13 protein-coding genes are annotated in these 17,717 nt (G+C 62.8%); 5 read left to right on the forward strand and 8 right to left on the reverse strand.

The genetic code is table 11. From position 1 onward, the window contains the following. Positions 1-109: 109 nt before the first annotated feature. The 3 genes from IV89_RS16860 to IV89_RS16870 form a co-directional block, all read right to left on the reverse strand. Positions 110-1,102, reverse strand: coding sequence for a transferrin-binding protein-like solute binding protein (locus IV89_RS16860; protein ID WP_235183700.1), 993 nt, complete (start codon positions 1,100-1,102; stop codon positions 110-112). A gap of 192 nt (positions 1,103-1,294) precedes the next feature. Continuing rightward, complete coding sequence (locus IV89_RS16865) at positions 1,295-6,157, reverse strand: cytochrome P450 (RefSeq protein ID WP_152553137.1); 4,863 nt, start codon at positions 6,155-6,157, stop codon at positions 1,295-1,297. 56 nt (positions 6,158-6,213) lie between these two features. Next, the gene (locus IV89_RS16870; RefSeq protein WP_037942006.1) at positions 6,214-7,845 is read right to left on the reverse strand and encodes a hypothetical protein; all 1,632 of its coding nucleotides are present in this window, start codon (positions 7,843-7,845) and stop codon (positions 6,214-6,216) included. Positions 7,846-8,037: 192 nt separating this feature from the next. Between IV89_RS16870 and IV89_RS16875 the strand changes: the two genes are divergently transcribed. After that, complete coding sequence (locus tag IV89_RS16875) at positions 8,038-9,723, forward strand: thiamine pyrophosphate-binding protein (RefSeq protein WP_037942005.1); 1,686 nt, start codon at positions 8,038-8,040, stop codon at positions 9,721-9,723. 72 nt (positions 9,724-9,795) lie between these two features. Here the strand turns inward: IV89_RS16875 and IV89_RS16880 are convergent, their stop codons facing one another. Then, a complete protein-coding gene (locus IV89_RS16880) occupies positions 9,796-10,545 on the reverse strand; it encodes an SDR family oxidoreductase (protein ID WP_037942002.1) in 750 nt (249 codons plus the stop codon). Between the two features lie 96 nt (positions 10,546-10,641). Between IV89_RS16880 and IV89_RS16885 the strand changes: the two genes are divergently transcribed. Beyond that, entirely contained in the window at positions 10,642-11,277 is a 636-nt protein-coding gene (locus IV89_RS16885; RefSeq protein ID WP_037942000.1) for a glutathione S-transferase N-terminal domain-containing protein, read from the forward strand. Positions 11,278-11,290: 13 nt separating this feature from the next. On the opposite strand, the gene IV89_RS16890 is transcribed toward IV89_RS16885, so the two are convergent. The 4 genes from IV89_RS16890 to IV89_RS16905 all read right to left on the reverse strand — a co-directional run bounded on the left by IV89_RS16890 (position 11,291) and on the right by IV89_RS16905 (position 14,422). Then, entirely contained in the window at positions 11,291-11,584 is a 294-nt protein-coding gene (locus IV89_RS16890) for a CcdB family protein (protein ID WP_009824373.1), read from the reverse strand. Between the two features lie 8 nt (positions 11,585-11,592). Further along, the gene (locus IV89_RS16895; RefSeq protein WP_037966680.1) at positions 11,593-11,814 is read right to left on the reverse strand and encodes a type II toxin-antitoxin system CcdA family antitoxin; all 222 of its coding nucleotides are present in this window, start codon (positions 11,812-11,814) and stop codon (positions 11,593-11,595) included. Between the two features lie 164 nt (positions 11,815-11,978). Next, a complete protein-coding gene (locus IV89_RS16900) occupies positions 11,979-13,124 on the reverse strand; it encodes a ParB/RepB/Spo0J family partition protein (RefSeq protein ID WP_037941995.1) in 1,146 nt (381 codons plus the stop codon). Then, positions 13,124-14,422 (reverse strand): AAA family ATPase, encoded by a 1,299-nt coding sequence (locus IV89_RS16905; protein ID WP_005848979.1) that lies wholly within the window; start codon positions 14,420-14,422, stop codon positions 13,124-13,126. Before IV89_RS16905 ends, IV89_RS16900 begins: the two co-directional genes overlap by 1 nt. Positions 14,423-14,926: 504 nt before the next feature. On the opposite strand from IV89_RS16905, the gene IV89_RS16910 reads away from it, so the two are divergent. The 3 genes from IV89_RS16910 (at position 14,927) to IV89_RS16920 (ending at position 17,678) form a co-directional block, all read left to right on the forward strand. Further along, positions 14,927-15,607, forward strand: coding sequence for a DnaA N-terminal domain-containing protein (locus IV89_RS16910; protein ID WP_037941993.1), 681 nt, complete (start codon positions 14,927-14,929; stop codon positions 15,605-15,607). Between the two features lie 124 nt (positions 15,608-15,731). Beyond that, complete coding sequence (locus IV89_RS16915) at positions 15,732-16,493, forward strand: SDR family NAD(P)-dependent oxidoreductase (protein WP_037941991.1); 762 nt, start codon at positions 15,732-15,734, stop codon at positions 16,491-16,493. A gap of 24 nt (positions 16,494-16,517) precedes the next feature. After that, positions 16,518-17,678 carry an acetyl-CoA C-acetyltransferase gene (locus tag IV89_RS16920; RefSeq protein ID WP_037941990.1) on the forward strand — a complete coding sequence of 387 codons (1,161 nt, stop codon included), beginning with the start codon at positions 16,518-16,520 and terminating at the stop codon, positions 17,676-17,678. The last annotated feature ends 39 nt before the right edge of the window (positions 17,679-17,717 follow it).

The raw sequence follows: 17,717 nt of genomic DNA on the forward strand, positions 1-17,717 counted from the left end.
CCCACATGAAATAATGGGGAGACGCAGGCATGGCTTGAGGTCATGCCCACGCCCAGAGAAGCGGGACCCGTAATTTGATCGACGCTTCTCTATCCCTTTTTCGTCGACCTTAGTCGACTTTGTCGGCCGAGAAGTAGCCGTTCCCGTTCAGCGACCCGTCGTCAGCGCCGATACCAAATGTCAGCGCACCGGCAACCTGTTCGGCGTTTGGCCCATAGAACGCACCGGAGTACGTCCCTTCGGCGCTATTGACGTCGATATCGCTGATGAAGTCCGCATCTGCCGTCAATGTCCCGGCAAAACCGTTGTTATCGAACGTGGTTTTATCCATCGCGATGGTCCCTTCAACGGCGTCACGTTCACCGTCTTCGGGGTCTTCGATGGTGGTGTTCCCGATGGTGCCCCAGATCTCGCCGGCGCCAAAGTCTGCCGTCATCGCAATCTCGCTACGCACCTTGTACCGGCTTTCGCTGTTCGATTCGAAGCCGCTGTTTGGCACAACATTGATCCGCGACCGGCCCGTATATTCGGCTTTTGGCAGATCCTTCAGATCTTCATCCGCCGTCTCTGTGCCAAAGATCGCAAAGGTACTGTCGCCGGAGACGTGACCTTCGGCGTTCTCGGATGTCCGGAAAATGCTTACCACCTGGGCAAAGCCATTGCCCGCCGTCAGCAGTTCTTCGACCGGACCATTAAAGTTATAGACCCCGGCGAATTTGCCATCCACTTCGACCTCGTAGCCGTCACCTTCGCCATTCACGTCGGCAGGGGTGAACGCCAGCTCTTCGCCGTCGATGGTCACGGTCAGCGCGCCATCATTATTGCGCTTGATCGACGCGGTGACATCAGTCGTCGTGCTGGTTTCCCCGGTGTGATAGTTCAGGTTCTGCAAGGCGACGCCCACGGCGCGCGCGGTCAGCGTCTTGCCGGACGCAATCGCTGCACCGGCATCGACCGGATCACCATCCTCGTCTGTTGCAAAGGTCCGTTTGGCCTGCGCCTCTTCGGTGATGTCTGTCACATCAATCACCTTGTCGACCCCGTTCGATGACCCGCAGGCCGCGACGCTCAGCGCCAGCGCGGTCGTTGTCATCAATTGCATGTAAAGTTTCATTTCAATGCCCTTTCTAAATAGCCCCAAGCGGGCGGGTGCCTGCCGAAATCGCAGCAGGTTAAGAAAGGTTAAAAATCGACCGTAAACGTACCGTAAATTTTTGCGCGGCGCTCCGTGAAAAAATCGTGAAAAAAGAACGCATCAGGCGGTTTTCTATCGCTAAACGCTCAGGGGCCTAACCTATAGTTGCGACAGATATGCCAGCGCCTGTTTGCTTGGCATAAAGAAGTACCCCCCCGCCACCGTTCGGGTGAAATCCACGGGCGCAGGCTGTGCGCCCCCCTCCCCTTCCGCGCGGGACATCGGGCACATATCCAGTGCTAGCGATTCCTCCGACCCCGGAATAATGAACGTATCACCCTTCTGTTTCGGCGTGATCAAAGGGTCCGGCCCATGCCGCCCGCCGTGGAACCCGTCTGCGTTGATCCAGGTCTGCTGCACGAACTCGAACTGCCGTTCGATATTGGCGTTAAAGCACATAAAGAAGGTGCCTTCCTCTTGCTCAACCGGCGGTACGGTCTCGGTATCGCGCCGCACCCAGCCCGCGTCGATCAAGCCTGCGTCCTGCGGCGCGTCAAACGCGCTGCTATAGGTCCGGCCCCGCCGCAACAGCCGATGGCGGTTGTTGATCTGCAATGTGATCTCGTGACCGGGGCGGAAACTGTCGCGCGGGTTGGCGCGGCGGATATGCGACCCGATCGGGCAATACAGCCCCAAGGGGTCGTCCTCGCCATGGCGGAAATCATTGTCGGGGATCACCGGCCGCAGCAGATCACGTGGTATGCCAAGGGGGCCGACCTCATGCTCCAGCTCTGACAAGGCATCGTTGAACGCGGCCCAGCCCTGCGTCGTCCAGATCGTCTCATCCATGCTCAGCCCGCCATGCACGCCCAAACGGCCGCTTCCCCTTGGCGTGCGTGTCCGGTCAAGGAACTGCTGCAGCGCAACAAGATGGCCGTCGGTTGCAGGGCGCTGGTCCGTCGCGGCTTGCAATGCCTTGAGGCGCACCCCGACATAGCGACGCACGACCGCGTGATAGCGCGCACGGTTGCGCAGGCTGCGCGACACCGACGGGTTGCGCGCCAGTGAACTGCCGTCCGCCCACCGACCGATGATCTTGGCGGTGATCCATTGCTCCATCCAGATCTGCCGTGCATCCGGCCCCATAGGCACATCGCCATAGGGCGAATGATCCATCTGCCCGCGTTGCATATCCCCCAGCACGATATCCTTGTCGCCGGGCATGCGGTCGCCCTGCCGGATCCTGATGTCAGCCTGAATATCCTCGCGGATCGCATCCGCGATGCCCTTTTTCGGCAGATGTCGCGCCTCAAGCCCGCGCGCCTTGGCCGCCACAAAATCCTTCAAAGCCTTGTCATTGTGCAAGATCTGCCGCACCGCCAGAAAGCTCCCGCCGCGGCCAAAATCACGCTGGTCCCCCAGATGCAGCCGCCCAAAGCGCGGCACCAGATCCGTCACCGGCCGCTCGACCGCCGACAGCCCCTGCGCCGCCGGCGTATCGGCGGGCACGGTGATCGCCAGCGGCAGGTAGCCCCGGGAATCGGGATACCCCAGGATGAACTCCCCCGCGCCGACCACATCATCCGGCGCGGCCTTACCTTTGGCAAAGGCCTGGGTGTGGCGCATGATCGGCTGCGAGATACCGTCACGCGTGCCGAACCCGTCGCTATGGGCCAAGCCGCGGCGTTGCAGATCCGCCCGCACGATACTGTCCACCGCGATGCCATATTGCTCGAACATCACGGTCAGCGTGTCGTCGGTCGCCGCCTGCTCCGAAGGATCGCGGGCATAGGACAGCAGCAAAGCGTGCGCGGCGCCGTCGCTCCACCGCCAGCGGGCGGGATCGGCGGGCGTGCCCGCATCGCCCAACACCCGCGCCCGTGCCGCCATGCCGCTGGCAAAGGCATGGGGCAACGTCGCGCGCCCGTCGTGGGGCGTGTCGGGAAACCCCAGCAGCGACAGCCCGCCAGAGGACAGGGCAATGAAATGCGCCGGATAATCGGGATAGGCGTCGCCAAAGCTCAGCCGCGCATCCCAGGGCGCACCGGGGGTCTCGGCATTGCGCGCCTCTTGCAGCAATTGCGCGATCAGGCGTTTGCCCCCCTGCCCCGTGTCAAAGCGCAGCACCCGCGCGGTCATCAACGGATGCCGCCCCAGCCCGTTGAACAGCAAGGTCTGCACCTGGTCCGTCTCGATCGCATCGGCGGGGCGCGGCGCGGTGTAGAATAGGGTGGCCCACGCGCGATATTCGTCATGGGTCAGCGCCCGCGCCAGCCCGTCGCGCACCAGCGCATTGGTGCGGATCGTCCCTGTGGTCAGCTGCGGAAAGCGGCTGTACCAGACCTGCGTCTGCACCTGCTGGCGCCGAACCCAGCGTTTGAACCTGTCACCGTCCTGCGCCCCATCCAGAAAAAACCACCGGCTGCGCGGAAACCCCACGCAGTTGTTCCACGCCATCGTCTGGCCGCGGTGCACCTTGGTGATGAAATCCTCTAGGTAGCTTTCCCAGCTGCCGTCGTAATTGCCCTGAAAGATCAGCTTTTGACTGCCTTTGGGGCAGTACCAGCGCGCATAATGGATCGTGGCGAAATCGGTGACAAAGCCGGGGCGGAACCACAGGATTTTCATATATTTGATGATGTGAAACGCCAGCGCCGTGGTCAGCCGCCGCAGCAGGCCGGGCTTCAAGGCACTGACCGAGGTGATGTGGTTCTGCGCATAGCCGGGCAGATCCTCCATCGCTTGCACGGCGGCGACGTGATCATGAGGCGCATAGCGGTCATCCGGTGCCTCGCGCGTCTCGACCCGCCGCAACCACGCCAGCACCCCGCCCGCCACCGTAAGTGCCAGCAACAGCGGCACCATCCAAAGCGAGACATAGACATCCGCCGCCTGCAGCAGACTGACAAGACCAAAGGCGACCAGCCCCACAGGCAGCACCAACGCCAGCAGCGCAAAGACCGCCAAGGGCTTCAGCCCCAGCCCCGCATATTTCGCGATAAACCCCGAGAAGGGGAAATCCTTGTGCCGCGAGAAGCGCGGATAGCGATGGGATGGGCGGTACAGCAGCGCCGCTTTCGCAGGGTCCTCCTGCATCTGTCTGCGGATATCGGCCACCAGATCGGCAGGGTCCGTGGTCCCCTCGGCTGCGCGCTGCCGCACCTGCGCCTCGGCCCAGTCATACAGGTTTTTCTCCGCCTCGATCTGGCGTACGGGCATATGTTCGGTGCCGTTGAAGTTCACCCCGATGGTGCCCCAGGGCTTGGTATCGGGGTGTAGCAAATGCGCGCGCACCGCCGCGATAAACCCGCCCTGCGCATCTTTCAGAAACGGCAGCACGGTCGAACAGGGCGCGTCGATCCGTTGTGCCAGCCGCGCCAGCGCGTCCCGCGGCATGCCATCGGTGTTGAACTCTGCCAGCAGATGCGTGGGCCGCGCATCAAGCCGCGTCTCGGCCCCCAGATTGACCAGATTGAGGCTTGCGAAATGCACGATCCCCGTGCCCTCAAGCCCCTGCTTCAAATCCGATGTCTCCTCCTGCAACCCCGCCAAGACCGCGCGCAGCGCCTCTATATCCACACCCTCTTTCAAGGGCACTGGTGCCACGATCGTCGACTGTGCCGCGTGGCCTTCCACCATGTCGAACCGCATCCGCAAGCGGCCCAGATAGGGGCCATAGAACTTTGGCCGCTCGGGCAGAAAGGCGATGCCGGGGCGCGACAGGATGATCTGGAATGCCTCGGTGATGATCTCATGCGCCATCTCGTGCCCCAGACAGTGATGCATCCCCAACCCAAAGGACAGATCCGGCAGCGCGGTGCCGTCCTTGGCCAGGAACCCTTCGCCGGGCATGAAGCGGTTGGGGTGTTTCACCACCCGCGGATCATGCAGGGCTTGCGCTGTTGCCAGAATGACCACGGCACCGGGTTTGATCCGCCGCAGCGCCTCGGGCAGGCCCTGGGTATCGCCGGCCTCTTTGCGCAGGCGGAACTGGCCGGGAAAAAGCGAGGGGTTAAAGCGGGCGATCTCGAACAATATGTCACGCAGGGCCAAGCGGGCCTGCGGGTCATCGGGGGCGGCTTCGGCCCGCGCGGCACAGCGCAGCGCCTGATGGAACTGGTCCGGCTTGCGGCGCATCTGATCGAGTATCTTGCCCGCCGCAAGCGCGGTGGTGGGCACAAAGCCGGTGATCACCCCGAACAGGATCACCCGCACGGTGTCTTTGTCCGACTGCTCCCAAACCGGCCCGCCATCGCCCTGCCGCGCGACCTGATCCATCAACCCTTGCAAGAAACCCGCCTGTGCGGGGTCCGCCCGTTCGTCGGCGGACAGATTGGCATAGGCGTCGATGCTGGCATCCAGCAGATCGCAGATGCGCTTGGCCCCGATCATCGCCTGCCGACGCACCGCAGGCGTGCCCGAGGGGTCGGCAAAGATCAGCGAGGAACAGGCCGCCGAAAACGCGGCAAAGTTTTCCGCGCTCGGTGCCGCGATGCCAAAGGTCTTCAGACAGGCCTCTGCCGTGACGCGCATAAAGACATCGCGCGCCATGTCGATCTGCCCGCCGCTATCCTCCAGCAAGGCTTCGGTCACGCGGCGCACCACAGGGCGCACATGGGTCACCGGATCAATCGCCGCCCAAGGATCGCGCAAAATCGCCATCTGCGCGGCATGGGTCTGTGCATCATCGCCCAAAGCAAACACCGGCGGGCCTGCCATCTCTTCCATCTCGGGGCCAAAGGGCACGCCGAACACATCGGGCCGATGCAATGCCGCGACAATATCAGCGTGGCGCGTGACAAAGTGATATGGCCCCAACCGCACCACCGGCGCAATCCGCTGCATCAGGCGCAGCCCGCCATGTTTCATCAGCCCTTGCGTGATCCGGCTTTGCAGCTGTGCGACCCAACTGCCGTTCAGCGCATCAAGCGTGAAATGCCGCGTTCCCAGATCAGAGGGATGCGCCCGCTCCTCCGCCTGCGCTTGCCGGATACCAGCGTAGTTTTCTGCATATTTCGTCATGCGTCGGATGCCTTCTGCAAAGGCCCCCCGGGGGATCACCAGCCGGCGCGCCGTACCTAGAACATCTCTTCAATCATACGCGCGTTCAGCGACCGGTCCGAAAAGGGAAGCCAGTTGATATAGCTGCGGTTGAAACGGGGCTCGAACTCGTACAACTCGCGCTTGGCACGCGCCACGGCGTCGGGGCGGCCCATGCGGTGCAGCGCCAGAACCTTGACCATATGGGCGTACCAATAGGCGGGGCGCAGCAACAAGGCGTGATCCGCGTGCTGCAACGCGGCCGACAGATCCCCGGCCAGCAGCGCGGCAAGCGCTGTCTCCCCCTCGAAACAGAAGCGCTGCGGGTGGTGGGGCGACAGGCGGATCGCGTGTTCCAGCGCCTCCAGCGCGGCCAGGGGGTTGCCATCATAGGCCAGATTTGTGCCGCGCTGGTCATGGGCAAAGGCCAGCGAGGGGCACAGCCGGATCGCCTCGTCCGTGTAATGCACAGCCGCCGTCTTGTTGCCCAGCCAACATTCCGCACAGCCCGCGATCCAATAGCCCCGCCCGTCCGACACATCCAGCTTGATCGCCTTTTGCGCCTGTCGCCGCGCCAGCTTGATGTCACGCGGATCGGCGCGGCAGGTCCAGACCCGCCACAGCGTGGTCAGCGCAAGATAGACATGGGCCTCTATATGACCGGGGTTGCGCGCGATGATATCCTCGAAGATCGCCTGCGCCTTCTCGAAATCCTCGGGGGTGAGACGGTTGATATGCCAACGCCCCTGCCACACCAGCGCCTCGTCACTTTGTGCCGGCCGCGACTGGGACCGCTGTTCGTAGGATTGCGCCAAGGCACAGCTAAAATTCCCCGCCACCTCGATCGCCATATCCCGCGCGACGGCGGCAAACCCCGCCCCGATATCGGCAGCATCGGCCAGCGGCGCGGTAAACTGCGCACGTTTCACCGATTGCCCCGTGGTCAGATGCGTCAGCTCCACCATCAAGACCAACCGCCCGCCGCTCTGGCGCAACTGGCCGGTCACCACGTAATTCGCCGTCGCAGGCCGCGCGGCACCGGCGGCGCTGCGGCCACTGTGCACGGCCCAATCCATAAAGCTGATCCAACGATGCCGCGCCAGCTGGTCCAACACCTGCTCTGCCAGTTCTTGCGCCTGAGGGGTCAGCGGCTCGGCACTGGCAAAGGGCATGAGTGTCACACAAGGCACATCCAGCGGCGGGGCGAAGTCAACCTCTGATGGGTCGGTACCGCCCTGCGAGGTCTCTAGCTGGCGGGACCAGAAGGCGCGTTGCTCGCGCAGCCAGTTGTCGAATTCAGGGTCCCTGATATCAAGCCCTTCAAGGAACTCCGCCTGCCCCGGCAACCGCTGCGCCACTGACGAAAGCTCAAGCGCATCTACCGCGACCTCGCTCAGCGACAGCGTGACCGTGGTGCGATCCGCTTGCAGCACATCGCCCATCGGGGCAAGCGCACGGCGCAGGGCAGACAGCGTCTGGCGCAGGCTCGCCGCACCCTCACGCTCTCCGCGTTCGCTCCATAGCTTGTATTGCAACCAACGTCTTTCGCGCCTGCCACCGGGGGCGACCGCCAACATCGCCAACACAGCGCGCGCCTTCTTCGAGGTGATGGTGACACGTGACCCATCGGTGCGCCGCAAATCGAACGGCCCGATGACATTTAGCTGCAATCCTAGAGTTTTATGAGAACCATCCGCCAAAACTACCCACCACTTTCGTCATGGTTGAGTGTGCGGGATACGTTTCCATCCGTCAATTTTTTTTCAACGCCGATGTTTCCCTAACGGCATTGCAAAACCCGCCCCGGCGTGCTGCATCTTCGGCAATCGAAAATACCAGATGACATGGACGGAGCCCGACCAATGACCCAGAACGCCCCCCTCAAACGCCGGACCGGCGGACAGGTCCTTGTGGACCAGCTTTTGATCCACGGGGCCGACACCGCCTATTGCGTGCCCGGTGAAAGCTACCTCGAGGTGCTGGACGCGCTGCATGACGTGCAAGACCGGTTCACCCTGATCAACGCCCGCCACGAGGCCGGTGCGGCGAATATGGCCGAAACCTACGGCAAGCTGCACGGCACCCCCGGCATCTGCATGGTCACCCGCGGCCCCGGCGCCTGCCACGCCGCCATTGGCGTGCATATCGCGCAACAAGATAGCACGCCGATGATCCTGCTGGTGGGCCAGATCGCCCGCGACACCACCGACCGCGAAGCGTTTCAGGAAGTCGACTACCGCGCCATGTTTGGCCCTATCGCCAAATGGGCGACCCAGATCGACGATGCGTCGCGGGTGCCTGAATATATGGCCCGCGCTTTCCGCGTCGCCACCTCTGGCCGGCCCGGGCCGGTTGTCATCGCCCTGCCCGAAGACATGCTCACCGATATCGTCGAAGTCGCCGATGCGCGGCCCTATACCGCCACGCAGGCTCAGCTTTCCACGGCAAATGTAGACGCGCTGAAAGACGAGATCGCACAGGCCAAACGCCCGCTGATGCTGCTTGGCGGCTCCGGCTGGACCGAGGATGCCGCCGCCGCGATCACCCGCTTTGCCGAGACCAACAACATCCCCGTCGCCACCTCCTTCCGGCGACAGGATATCGTGCACAACCTGTCGCCCGTCTTTGCGGGCGATTTCGGCACCTCCACCGCGCCGGCGCTTTTTGCCCACCAGAAAGAGGCCGACCTGCTGATCGTCATCGGGGCCCGCTTGGGCGAGATGACGACCAAGACCTACACCACGCTGCAATCGCCCAACCCCGATACCCGTCTGGTGCACCTGCACCCTGACGCGGACGAGATCGGCCGCGTCTATTCCCCCGACCTCGGCTTTGCCGCCTCCCCCGCCGCTGCGGCATCGGCGCTTGGTGAGCTTGATCTGGGCCGCGCCGACGATTGGCAGGATTGGTGCGCTAAGCTGCATGGCGATTACCTGACCGACACCGACAGCCCCAATGGCGCGGAATGGGAGCTCGACATGGGCGTCGCCCTTTGCCAGATCCGCGACAGCCTGCCGCAAGATACAATCGTGACGCTGGACGCGGGTAACCACACCGGCTGGGCGCAACGCTATCTGCGTTTTGGCCGCCCGGGGCGCATCATTGGGTCGACCTGTGGCGCGATGGGGTATTCCGTTCCGGCGGGCGTTTCTGCAGCGCTGGCGCATAAGGATCAACTGGTGCTGTCATTCGTCGGCGATGGCGGCTTCATGATGAGCGGGCAAGAGCTCGCCACCGCCGCGCAATACGGGGCAACGCCGATCGTGCTGCTGTTCAACAACGGCATCTACGGCACCATCCGCATGCATCAGGAACGCGACCACCCCGAACGCATTTCAGGCACCACGCTGATCAATCAGGACTTCTGCAAAATGGCCGAGGGCTACGGCGCGCATGCGGAGCGCGTGACCAAAACCGCCGACTTCGCCGCCGCGTTTGAACGTGCCCGCGCCAGCGGTCGCCCGGCCTTGATTGAACTGGTTACCAACCCCGAACAGATCTCTACCCGCACCACGATCACGAAACTGCGCGATGCGGCAAAGAAGTAGGCTCTAAACAGCGGATTAGAGCCACATATCGACACCCCGCCCGCTCGTTTTTACGTGGGCGGGGCCCCTCCCCTAGCCGCGCCCGATAAAGGGCATCTTGGTCGCCATCACGGTCACGAACATAGCGTTTGAGCCGGGTGGCAGGCTTGCCATATAGACCAGCGTGCGGCCCACATCCTCTACATCCATGCGCGGCTCCGCCCGACGTGACCCATCCGGTTGCAGCACACCTTGGGCCATCTGCTCTGTCATCTCGCTGGCGGCATTGCCGATGTCGATCTGACCACAAGCGATGTCATGCGCCCGCCCGTCCAGCGACAGCGACCGCGTCAGCCCTGTCACCGCATGTTTCGTCGCCGTATAGGGTGCCGAGAACGGGCGCGGCACATGGGCAGAGATCGACCCGTTGTTGATGATCCGCCCACCCTTGGGCGACTGCCGTTTCATCAACCCGAAGGCCGCGCGCGCGCATAGAAACGACCCCGTGAGGTTCGCGGCCACAATGGCGTTCCAGTCGTCCAGCGACAGGTCGTCAATCTCGACCGCGGGGGCGTTGACGCCCGCATTGTTGAACAGCAGGTCCAACCGCCCGAACTGCGCCTCGATCTGGTCAAACAGCGCCAGCACATCCGCCTCGACCCCGACATCCGCGGTGATCGCCAGATGCCCCTCCCCCGCCAACGCGGCGCGGGCCTCCTCTAGCGGGGCCATCCGGCGTCCCGTCAGCACCAGCGTAAATCCCGCCTCTGCCAGCGCCGCGGCGCAGGCGCGCCCGACGCCGCTGCCCCCGCCGGTAACCAGTGCAATCTTCCTCTCCATCATCCCCCCGATCTGCGCCTTTGTGATCCGCGCAAGCTGATTTATACCAAGGGCATAGCAACCCGTTTTCCCCCCTGACGCAAGCCGAAGGACGCCGCAATGATCGACCTCTATACCTGGACCACCCCGAACGGCCGCAAGGTCTCTATCCTGCTGGAGGAGTTGGGCGTACCCTATACCGCCCACCCCATCGACATCACCAAGGACGACCAATTCGCGCCCGACTTCCTGAAAATCAGCCCCAATAACAAGATCCCCGCGATCAAGGACCATGACAACGGCCTCTGCCTGATGGAATCCGGCGCGATCATGTGGTATCTCGCTGATAAATATGGAAAATTCCTGCCGAGCGATGCGATCGGACGTGCCAAGGTGCATGAATGGCTGATGTGGCAGATGGGGGGCTTGGGCCCGATGGCCGGACAGGCGCATCACTTCTTGCAGTTCAACCCGGGCAAGGCCCCCTACGCCGAAACCCGCTATGCGACAGAGGTCCAGCGGCTTTACGGCGTGCTCGACAAACAGCTCGAGGGGCAGGACTTCATCTGCGGCGCCTACTCGATTGCGGATATGGCCTGTTGGCCCTGGGTCGCGCGCTATGAATGGCAGCGGGTGGACCTGACGCAATTCCCCAATGTGTTGCGCTGGTACAAAGCACTGCGTGCCCGCGACGCGGTGATCAAAGGGTATCAGGTGCCGAAAGATGTGGGCGAGGTTCCCCGCGGGGAACCGTAAGCCGCGGGCAGTGTCACAGCCCGTCGATCAGGATATCCAAGGCCCGCTTCAACGCATCGCGCTCTGCCTCAAGCGAGGTCACCTTGTCGCGCAGCGCGGTGCCGGGCACGGCGGCCAGCTCTTGCACCCGCACGATCCATGCGGTGCCGTCGACCTCTACCTGCGGGGTCAGACCGGGAAAGGCAGCGTACCGCCCCGCCTCGCGCAGCGGTGCCACCACGCGCGAGGCGTCGATGCCAATCAGGTCGGTTTGCAGATCCACCACAAGCTGTCCGCCCGCAAGCCGGTACACATCAAACTGCGCCATAACGCGCCCTAGAAACTGCGAAAGCGTTCAAGCGGCAGGCCCTCGGCCTCTACCTCTTGCGCATAGGTATCCAGCGCCTGCTGGTTCTCGATCCGCCAGCGGCGGTTGCGTTCTGCCTTGGCGGCGTCCGAAATCGCGGCCTCGGCCAACCGCGACATGTTCAGCCCAAGCGCGCGCGCCGTCTCGGCGACGCTGGCATCCAATGTAAGATTTACTTTGACACGGCCCATGACACCCTCTCGCATTATGCGTATAGGGCAGGAGTATAGTTGAGGCTGAGGATTCGGGCAAGGTGGCGCGGGTTTGCGCGTATATGTGGGCCTATCGCGGGCATTAGGCCCGACACATCGCAAAGAAGAAGGGGCAAGGCGATCCGCCCTGCCCCCTTCGAGTTTCAGTCTTTCTGATCCAGCGCTGCAAGAAACGCCTCGATCCCGCGCTGTAATCGCGCTTTGCTGACAGCCGAGAAATCGCGCGGCAAGCGCATCTCTACTTTCCCGTCCGACGCGATCACCCGCATCTCCCCCTGTGGCAACCCAAGCCGCAAGGAAGTCTTGGCAGAGCTTCGCCCGGCAGGTTTTGGCGCGGCTTTCTTTGCCGTGATCCCTGCCCGCAGAATCGCAAGTTCGGCATCAGCATCCCGTTCAGGCTGTTTGATCAACGCCTTTTTTAGCGTCATCGCATTGCCCGCCTGCGCATCAAGGAACCGATAGACATCCAGCCCAAGCGCCCGCGGGATCGCCTCGGGGTAGCGCAGCGCGCCGTCCAGATCGGCAAGCACACGGGCGAACTGCCGGATATAGGTCTTCTTCTGTTTCAGCGCAGAGGCATAGAGCGTGCCAACCGCGTCACTCACCTCGACGCCCGAATCCTGCGCATAGGACAGGGCCAGCCGCGCCATCTCGCCAAAGGACAGATCTTTGCGCACAAGGTTCTCGTCCACCATCTTGCGGTACAGATCCGCGAGGGGTTCCCCGCGGGGAACCAGCGCGGCCGGGATGCGGGAATAGCGCGGATCGCCGGTTTCGGCCGCAAGCTCGCGGAAGGCGGTGAGGCGGCGGAAGCCTTGAATAAGCTCATACCCGTTATCCGTCTGCTCCACCCGAATGGGGTTGGAAAGGCCGACCGACTGGATCGACTGTTTCAACTCTGCCAGTTCGGGGTCGACATTGGCCGACCGGTCGCGGGTCAGCTTGTCGGTATGCACATCCGATGTCTGGATCAGATCGGTGATCAACCCCAGCCGTTTCAGCCGCACATGCTCATGCGCCAGCGCGTCGTTTTCCGCGCGAATGGCGGCCTCTGCACTGGCGCGCTCGGAAGTGGCTTCAAGCGTTTCCGAGATCGCGCTCGCCATCGGGCCGCGTCGCGACGGGGCAGGGGGGTTGGGCACAGGATCAGAGTTCTGCAACGGGTGGCCCTGAATGTTGTACTCTTTCACAACGGGCGGTTCGGCAGGTGCGTTCCCCGCGGGGAACCCCGCGTCTTCCTCTTCATCCAGATCGAAGTTGATATCGAAAACAGAGCGTTTCTTAACCATTATTCATCCTCCAGTTTATCCCACGCATCGACAAGCGTGGCACGGAATTCATCATAGGCCCGATCAAAGGAGGCCCGCGCGCGGCGCCAGGTCTCGCGGGTCATCTGGCGGTAATCCATCTCGTAGATCGACGACAGGAACCGGCCTGACTGTTCAACCGCGCGGGTCATTTCAATCGGGTGCTCTGCTACATGTGGCTTAAAGACCTGATTAAATGCTGACTGCATCGCACGGTGCAGATCGTTATTAGGCTCGAAACGGGTCAATAGAAACTTGATGTCAGCAAAGGCCTTGACCGGATCGGTGCCCGACGGCAGCCGCCCGCGGAAGCGGCCCAGATCCTCAAGCGCCTCAGACAGCTGGCCGATGAAGCTGGTGGTGCTGTCATACTCCCAATAGCCGGGGCCGGACGGAATATACAAAACATCCGCCGCAAAGACCGCGTTCATCGACTGGTAACCAATGGCGGGCGGGCAATCAAAGATGATCAGGTCATAGGCGTCCGGCGGGATCGTATCAAGATAACGGGACACGGCGGCAAAGAACGACCATTCGGGGTTCAGGTGCCGATACTGCGCGCTGGCAAATTCAACGAAGGCGGCATTGGCACAGCTGGGGATCAGGTCGATCGTAGGCCAGCTGGTCGGCTTGATGAAATCGGTGGCGCGCAATTCGCTAAGCCCCATGCCGGTGACAGAGGCAGGCAGTTTGCGTTGGGGCAGGGTGGCCCCGCTTTCCGCGCCGCCTTGCACCGCGTTCATCCGCTCTGTCTCGCGGATCAGGTCGCGGGCCATGATGCCCCAGACGGTGACCTCTTCCGAGACATCCGACAGCCCCATCGAATGGCTGAGCGTGGCCTGCGGATCGAAATCCACGGCCAGCACGCGGTAGCCGTCAAGCGCGGCCGCATGGGCGAAATGCAGCGCCACGGTGGACTTGCCCGCGCCGCCCTTAAAGTTGGCAATCGCGGCACGCACCGCCCGCTTGCCCGCAGGGCGTGGCGGCATCAGCGACCGGTTCTTGATCTTCAGCTTGCGCCGCAGCTCGTTGATCTCTTCCAGCGAATACCAGCGCTGGCGGCCTTCCTCTTCCACCTGCCCCTCGGGCAGGGACGGGTCGGCGGCCAGCCGGCCGCGCAGGGTCGACGGGTTGGTCTTGAAGATCAGCTCCGCCACTTCCCAGCTTGAGAACCGGCGCAGGGTCTTTTCCATCTCGGGCGAATAGGTCTGATGCCGGATGTGCCCCTGCATCTTGAGCGACTGCGCCTGAAGCTTTGCCAGGTCCGCATAGGTAAACATAAGCTGTCCTTTTCCCTACCCGTTCCCCGCGGGGAACCGCCGCCCCGCACGCTGTGGCGGCACCGGAAAACCCGAAAGAGAACGCTAATTACTACTCAATTTGGATTTACGCTGAATTTGCATCTTATGGAAAGACATTTATTCTATAAACAGGTTTTCAATATCCCTTATACCACAGGGCCTCCGCGCGATTCGGGCGATAGGCGCGGCTCTATAGCTCCGGGGCGGAAATATAGGGGGACAGCAGGATCGGCCCCGCGACATATTGGGGGACAAAAACGCTGTAATAGGGGACGCTCTAGATGACCCCCTATACCAATGATACCTCAACTTTCAAATTTGAATGGGGAAGAAAGAGGGTCGGTGCAAAACCAATCCTTGACAGAATCGGGTTTCCGGACGCAAATCAGGGAAGAGGCGGAAAAGACGTTGTCTACGCCCCGAGGATCCATCAAGAGATCGAACTGAGGCTGCACATTCACACCGTGCCAGATCGGAGCAGCTATGCTTTCACCGAAACCCGTGGGGCGTGACGCCGCCGCGCGCAAGTATGATATCATCACCGCCTTGGGGGCCTATGCCCTTGCCGGCGGGAAACATGATCACCGTCTGGTGCTGCGCTTCATTACACTTGTAACGGCGCGCTACAACTGGGCGCGCAATGAATTGGCCGTGGGTCAGCGCGAGATCGCGCAGCTCTGGTCCGTTGATGAACGCACCGTCAAACGCGAGATGGCAAAGCTGCGCGGCTGTGGCTGGCTGGTGATCAAACGTCAGGGCGCACGCGGACGGGTGACGGAATACGGGCTCGACCTTGATGCGATCCTTGAAAAGACCCGCCCGCAATGGCCGCAGGTCGGCCCGGACTTTGATCTGCGCATGCAGGGCGCGCCGGAACCGACGCGGGTGGTGCCTTTGCCCGTGCGTGGCACCGCCCCGACGCCGCCTGTCGAAGGGGGCAGCGAATGGGCGTTGGCGCAGGCTGTGCTTCATGCCGAAGATGCCGGTGTCTATGGCAGTTGGCTGCACAATCTCACGCGGCAGGATCGGGCAGGGGGGCGTGTCACGCTTCAGGCCCCTAGCCGTTTTCACGGGGCCTATGTGCAGACCCATCTGACCACCCGCGTGCTGGCCGCATTGCAGGCCGTAGATAGTGACGTGTCCGAGGTCGTGATCACCGCCTGAACCGGATCGGCTGAACGGGGGGGCCGCTGGCCCCACGCTTTGCCATTGTAATCCGCGAAACCGCAGGCGACATTCCCCGCAATTAAACTGTTGCCCCTGCGTCAGCAGGGAAGGGGAGGATACCATGCAATTGAACGGACAGGCCGCCATCGTCACCGGTGGCGCTTCGGGGTTGGGCGGGGCCACGGCAGCGTTTCTGGCGCAGGCCGGGGCCAAGGTCACCATCTTTGATATGAACGCCGAACTGGGCGAGGAAAAAGCCACCGCCATCGGGGGCAAGTTCCTGCGCGTTGATGTCACCGACGAAAGCGCGGTAGAGGCCGCGATCGCAGAGGCCGAAGGGCTGCACGGCAAGGCGCGTATTCTGGTAAACTGCGCGGGCATCGGCCCACCTGCCAAGGTCGTGGATCGTGACGGCGCGGCGCTGCCCTTGGCAAGCTTTACCAATGTCGTGAATGTGAACCTGCTGGGCTCGTTCAACGTGTTGTCGAAATTCGCCGCGGCCTTGCACAAGGCAGAGCCCGTGGGCGAGGAACGCGGCGTGATCATCAACACGGCGTCGGTCGCAGCGTTTGATGGTCAGATCGGGCAGGCGGCCTATGCGGCATCGAAGGGCGGGATCGTGGGCATGACCTTGCCCGTCGCCCGCGAGCTTGCGCGCTATGGCATCCGGGTGATGACGATTGCACCGGGGCTGTTCCTCACACCGCTGCTGGAGGGTCTGCCGCAGGAGGCACAGGATTCGCTCGGCGCGCAGGTGCCCTTCCCCAGCCGTTTGGGCGATCCGTCGGAATACGCCAAGATGGTTGGGGCGATTATCGACAACCCGATGCTGAACGGTGAAACGATCCGCCTTGATGGCGCGATCCGCATGGCACCGAAATAGAGACTGAATAGAGGGGAAAGCGTTATGGCACATGCCTATATCGTAGAGACAGCCCGCACCGCAGGGGGGCGCCGTGGCGGCGCGCTGCGCGACTGGCACCCTGCCAATCTGGGGGCCGAGGTGTTGAATGCGCTGGTGGCGCGATCCGGGATCGACGGCGCGGTGATTGATGACGTGATCGTCGGTTGCGTCAGCCAGGGCGGAGAGCAATCCTTTGCCTTCGGGCGCAACTGTGTGCTGGCGTCGAATCTGCCTCAATCGGTGCCTGCGGTCACCATCGACCGGCAATGTGGCAGCTCGCAACAGGCGGTGCAATTCGCGGCACAGGCGGTGATGTCGGGCACGCAGGATGTGGTTGTCGCCATGGGCGTCGAAAGCATGACACGGGTGCCGATGGGGTCGAATGTATCGCTTTATGCCAAGGCGGGGTTGGGCGAGGGCCCGTTCAGCGACCGGATCGAGGCGCGCTACGGCACCAAGAATTTCAGCCAGTTCATCGGCGCGGAAATGGTCGCGCAAAAGCACGGGTTCACCCGCGCCGAACTGGACGCCTATGCGCTGGAAAGCCACCGCCGCGCCGCCGCTGCGCGGGATGGTGGGGCCTTTGACGCAGAGATCATTCCGCTGGCCATCGAGGGCGGGATGCACACCCGCGACGAAGGTATCCGCGATGATGCGACGCTTGACGGGATTTCCTCTGTTAAACTGCTGGATCCGGACGGCATGATCTCTGCCGCGAATGCGTCGCAGATTTGCGATGGGGCGGCGGGCGTGTTGGTCGTGTCCGAAGCCGCGCTCAAGAAGTACAAGCTGACCCCGAAGGCGCGGATCGTGAACCTGACGGTGACCGCAGGCGATCCGGTGATCATGCTGGAGGAACCGCTGCCCGCCACCGACCGCGCGCTGGAGCGGGCCGGTATGAAGATCGACGACATCGATCTGTTCGAGGTCAACGAAGCCTTTGCGCCGATCCCGATGGCCTGGGCGAAACACACCGGGGCCGATCCGGCCAAGTTGAATGTAAACGGCGGCGCGATTGCGCTTGGGCATCCTCTGGGGGCCTCTGGAGCGCGGCTGATGACGACGCTGGTGCACAGCCTGCATGCGCGCGGCCAAAGATACGGGTTGCAAACCATGTGCGAAGGCGGCGGCATCGCCAATGTCACCATCATCGAGGCGCTGTAGCCCCGATCACAAGAAGGGGGTGACGGACGCAACGTTCGT

Origin of the sequence: Sulfitobacter sp. CB2047 (genome assembly GCF_000735125.2) — a bacterium.
Taxonomy (GTDB): Bacteria; Pseudomonadota; Alphaproteobacteria; order Rhodobacterales; family Rhodobacteraceae; genus Sulfitobacter; species Sulfitobacter pontiacus.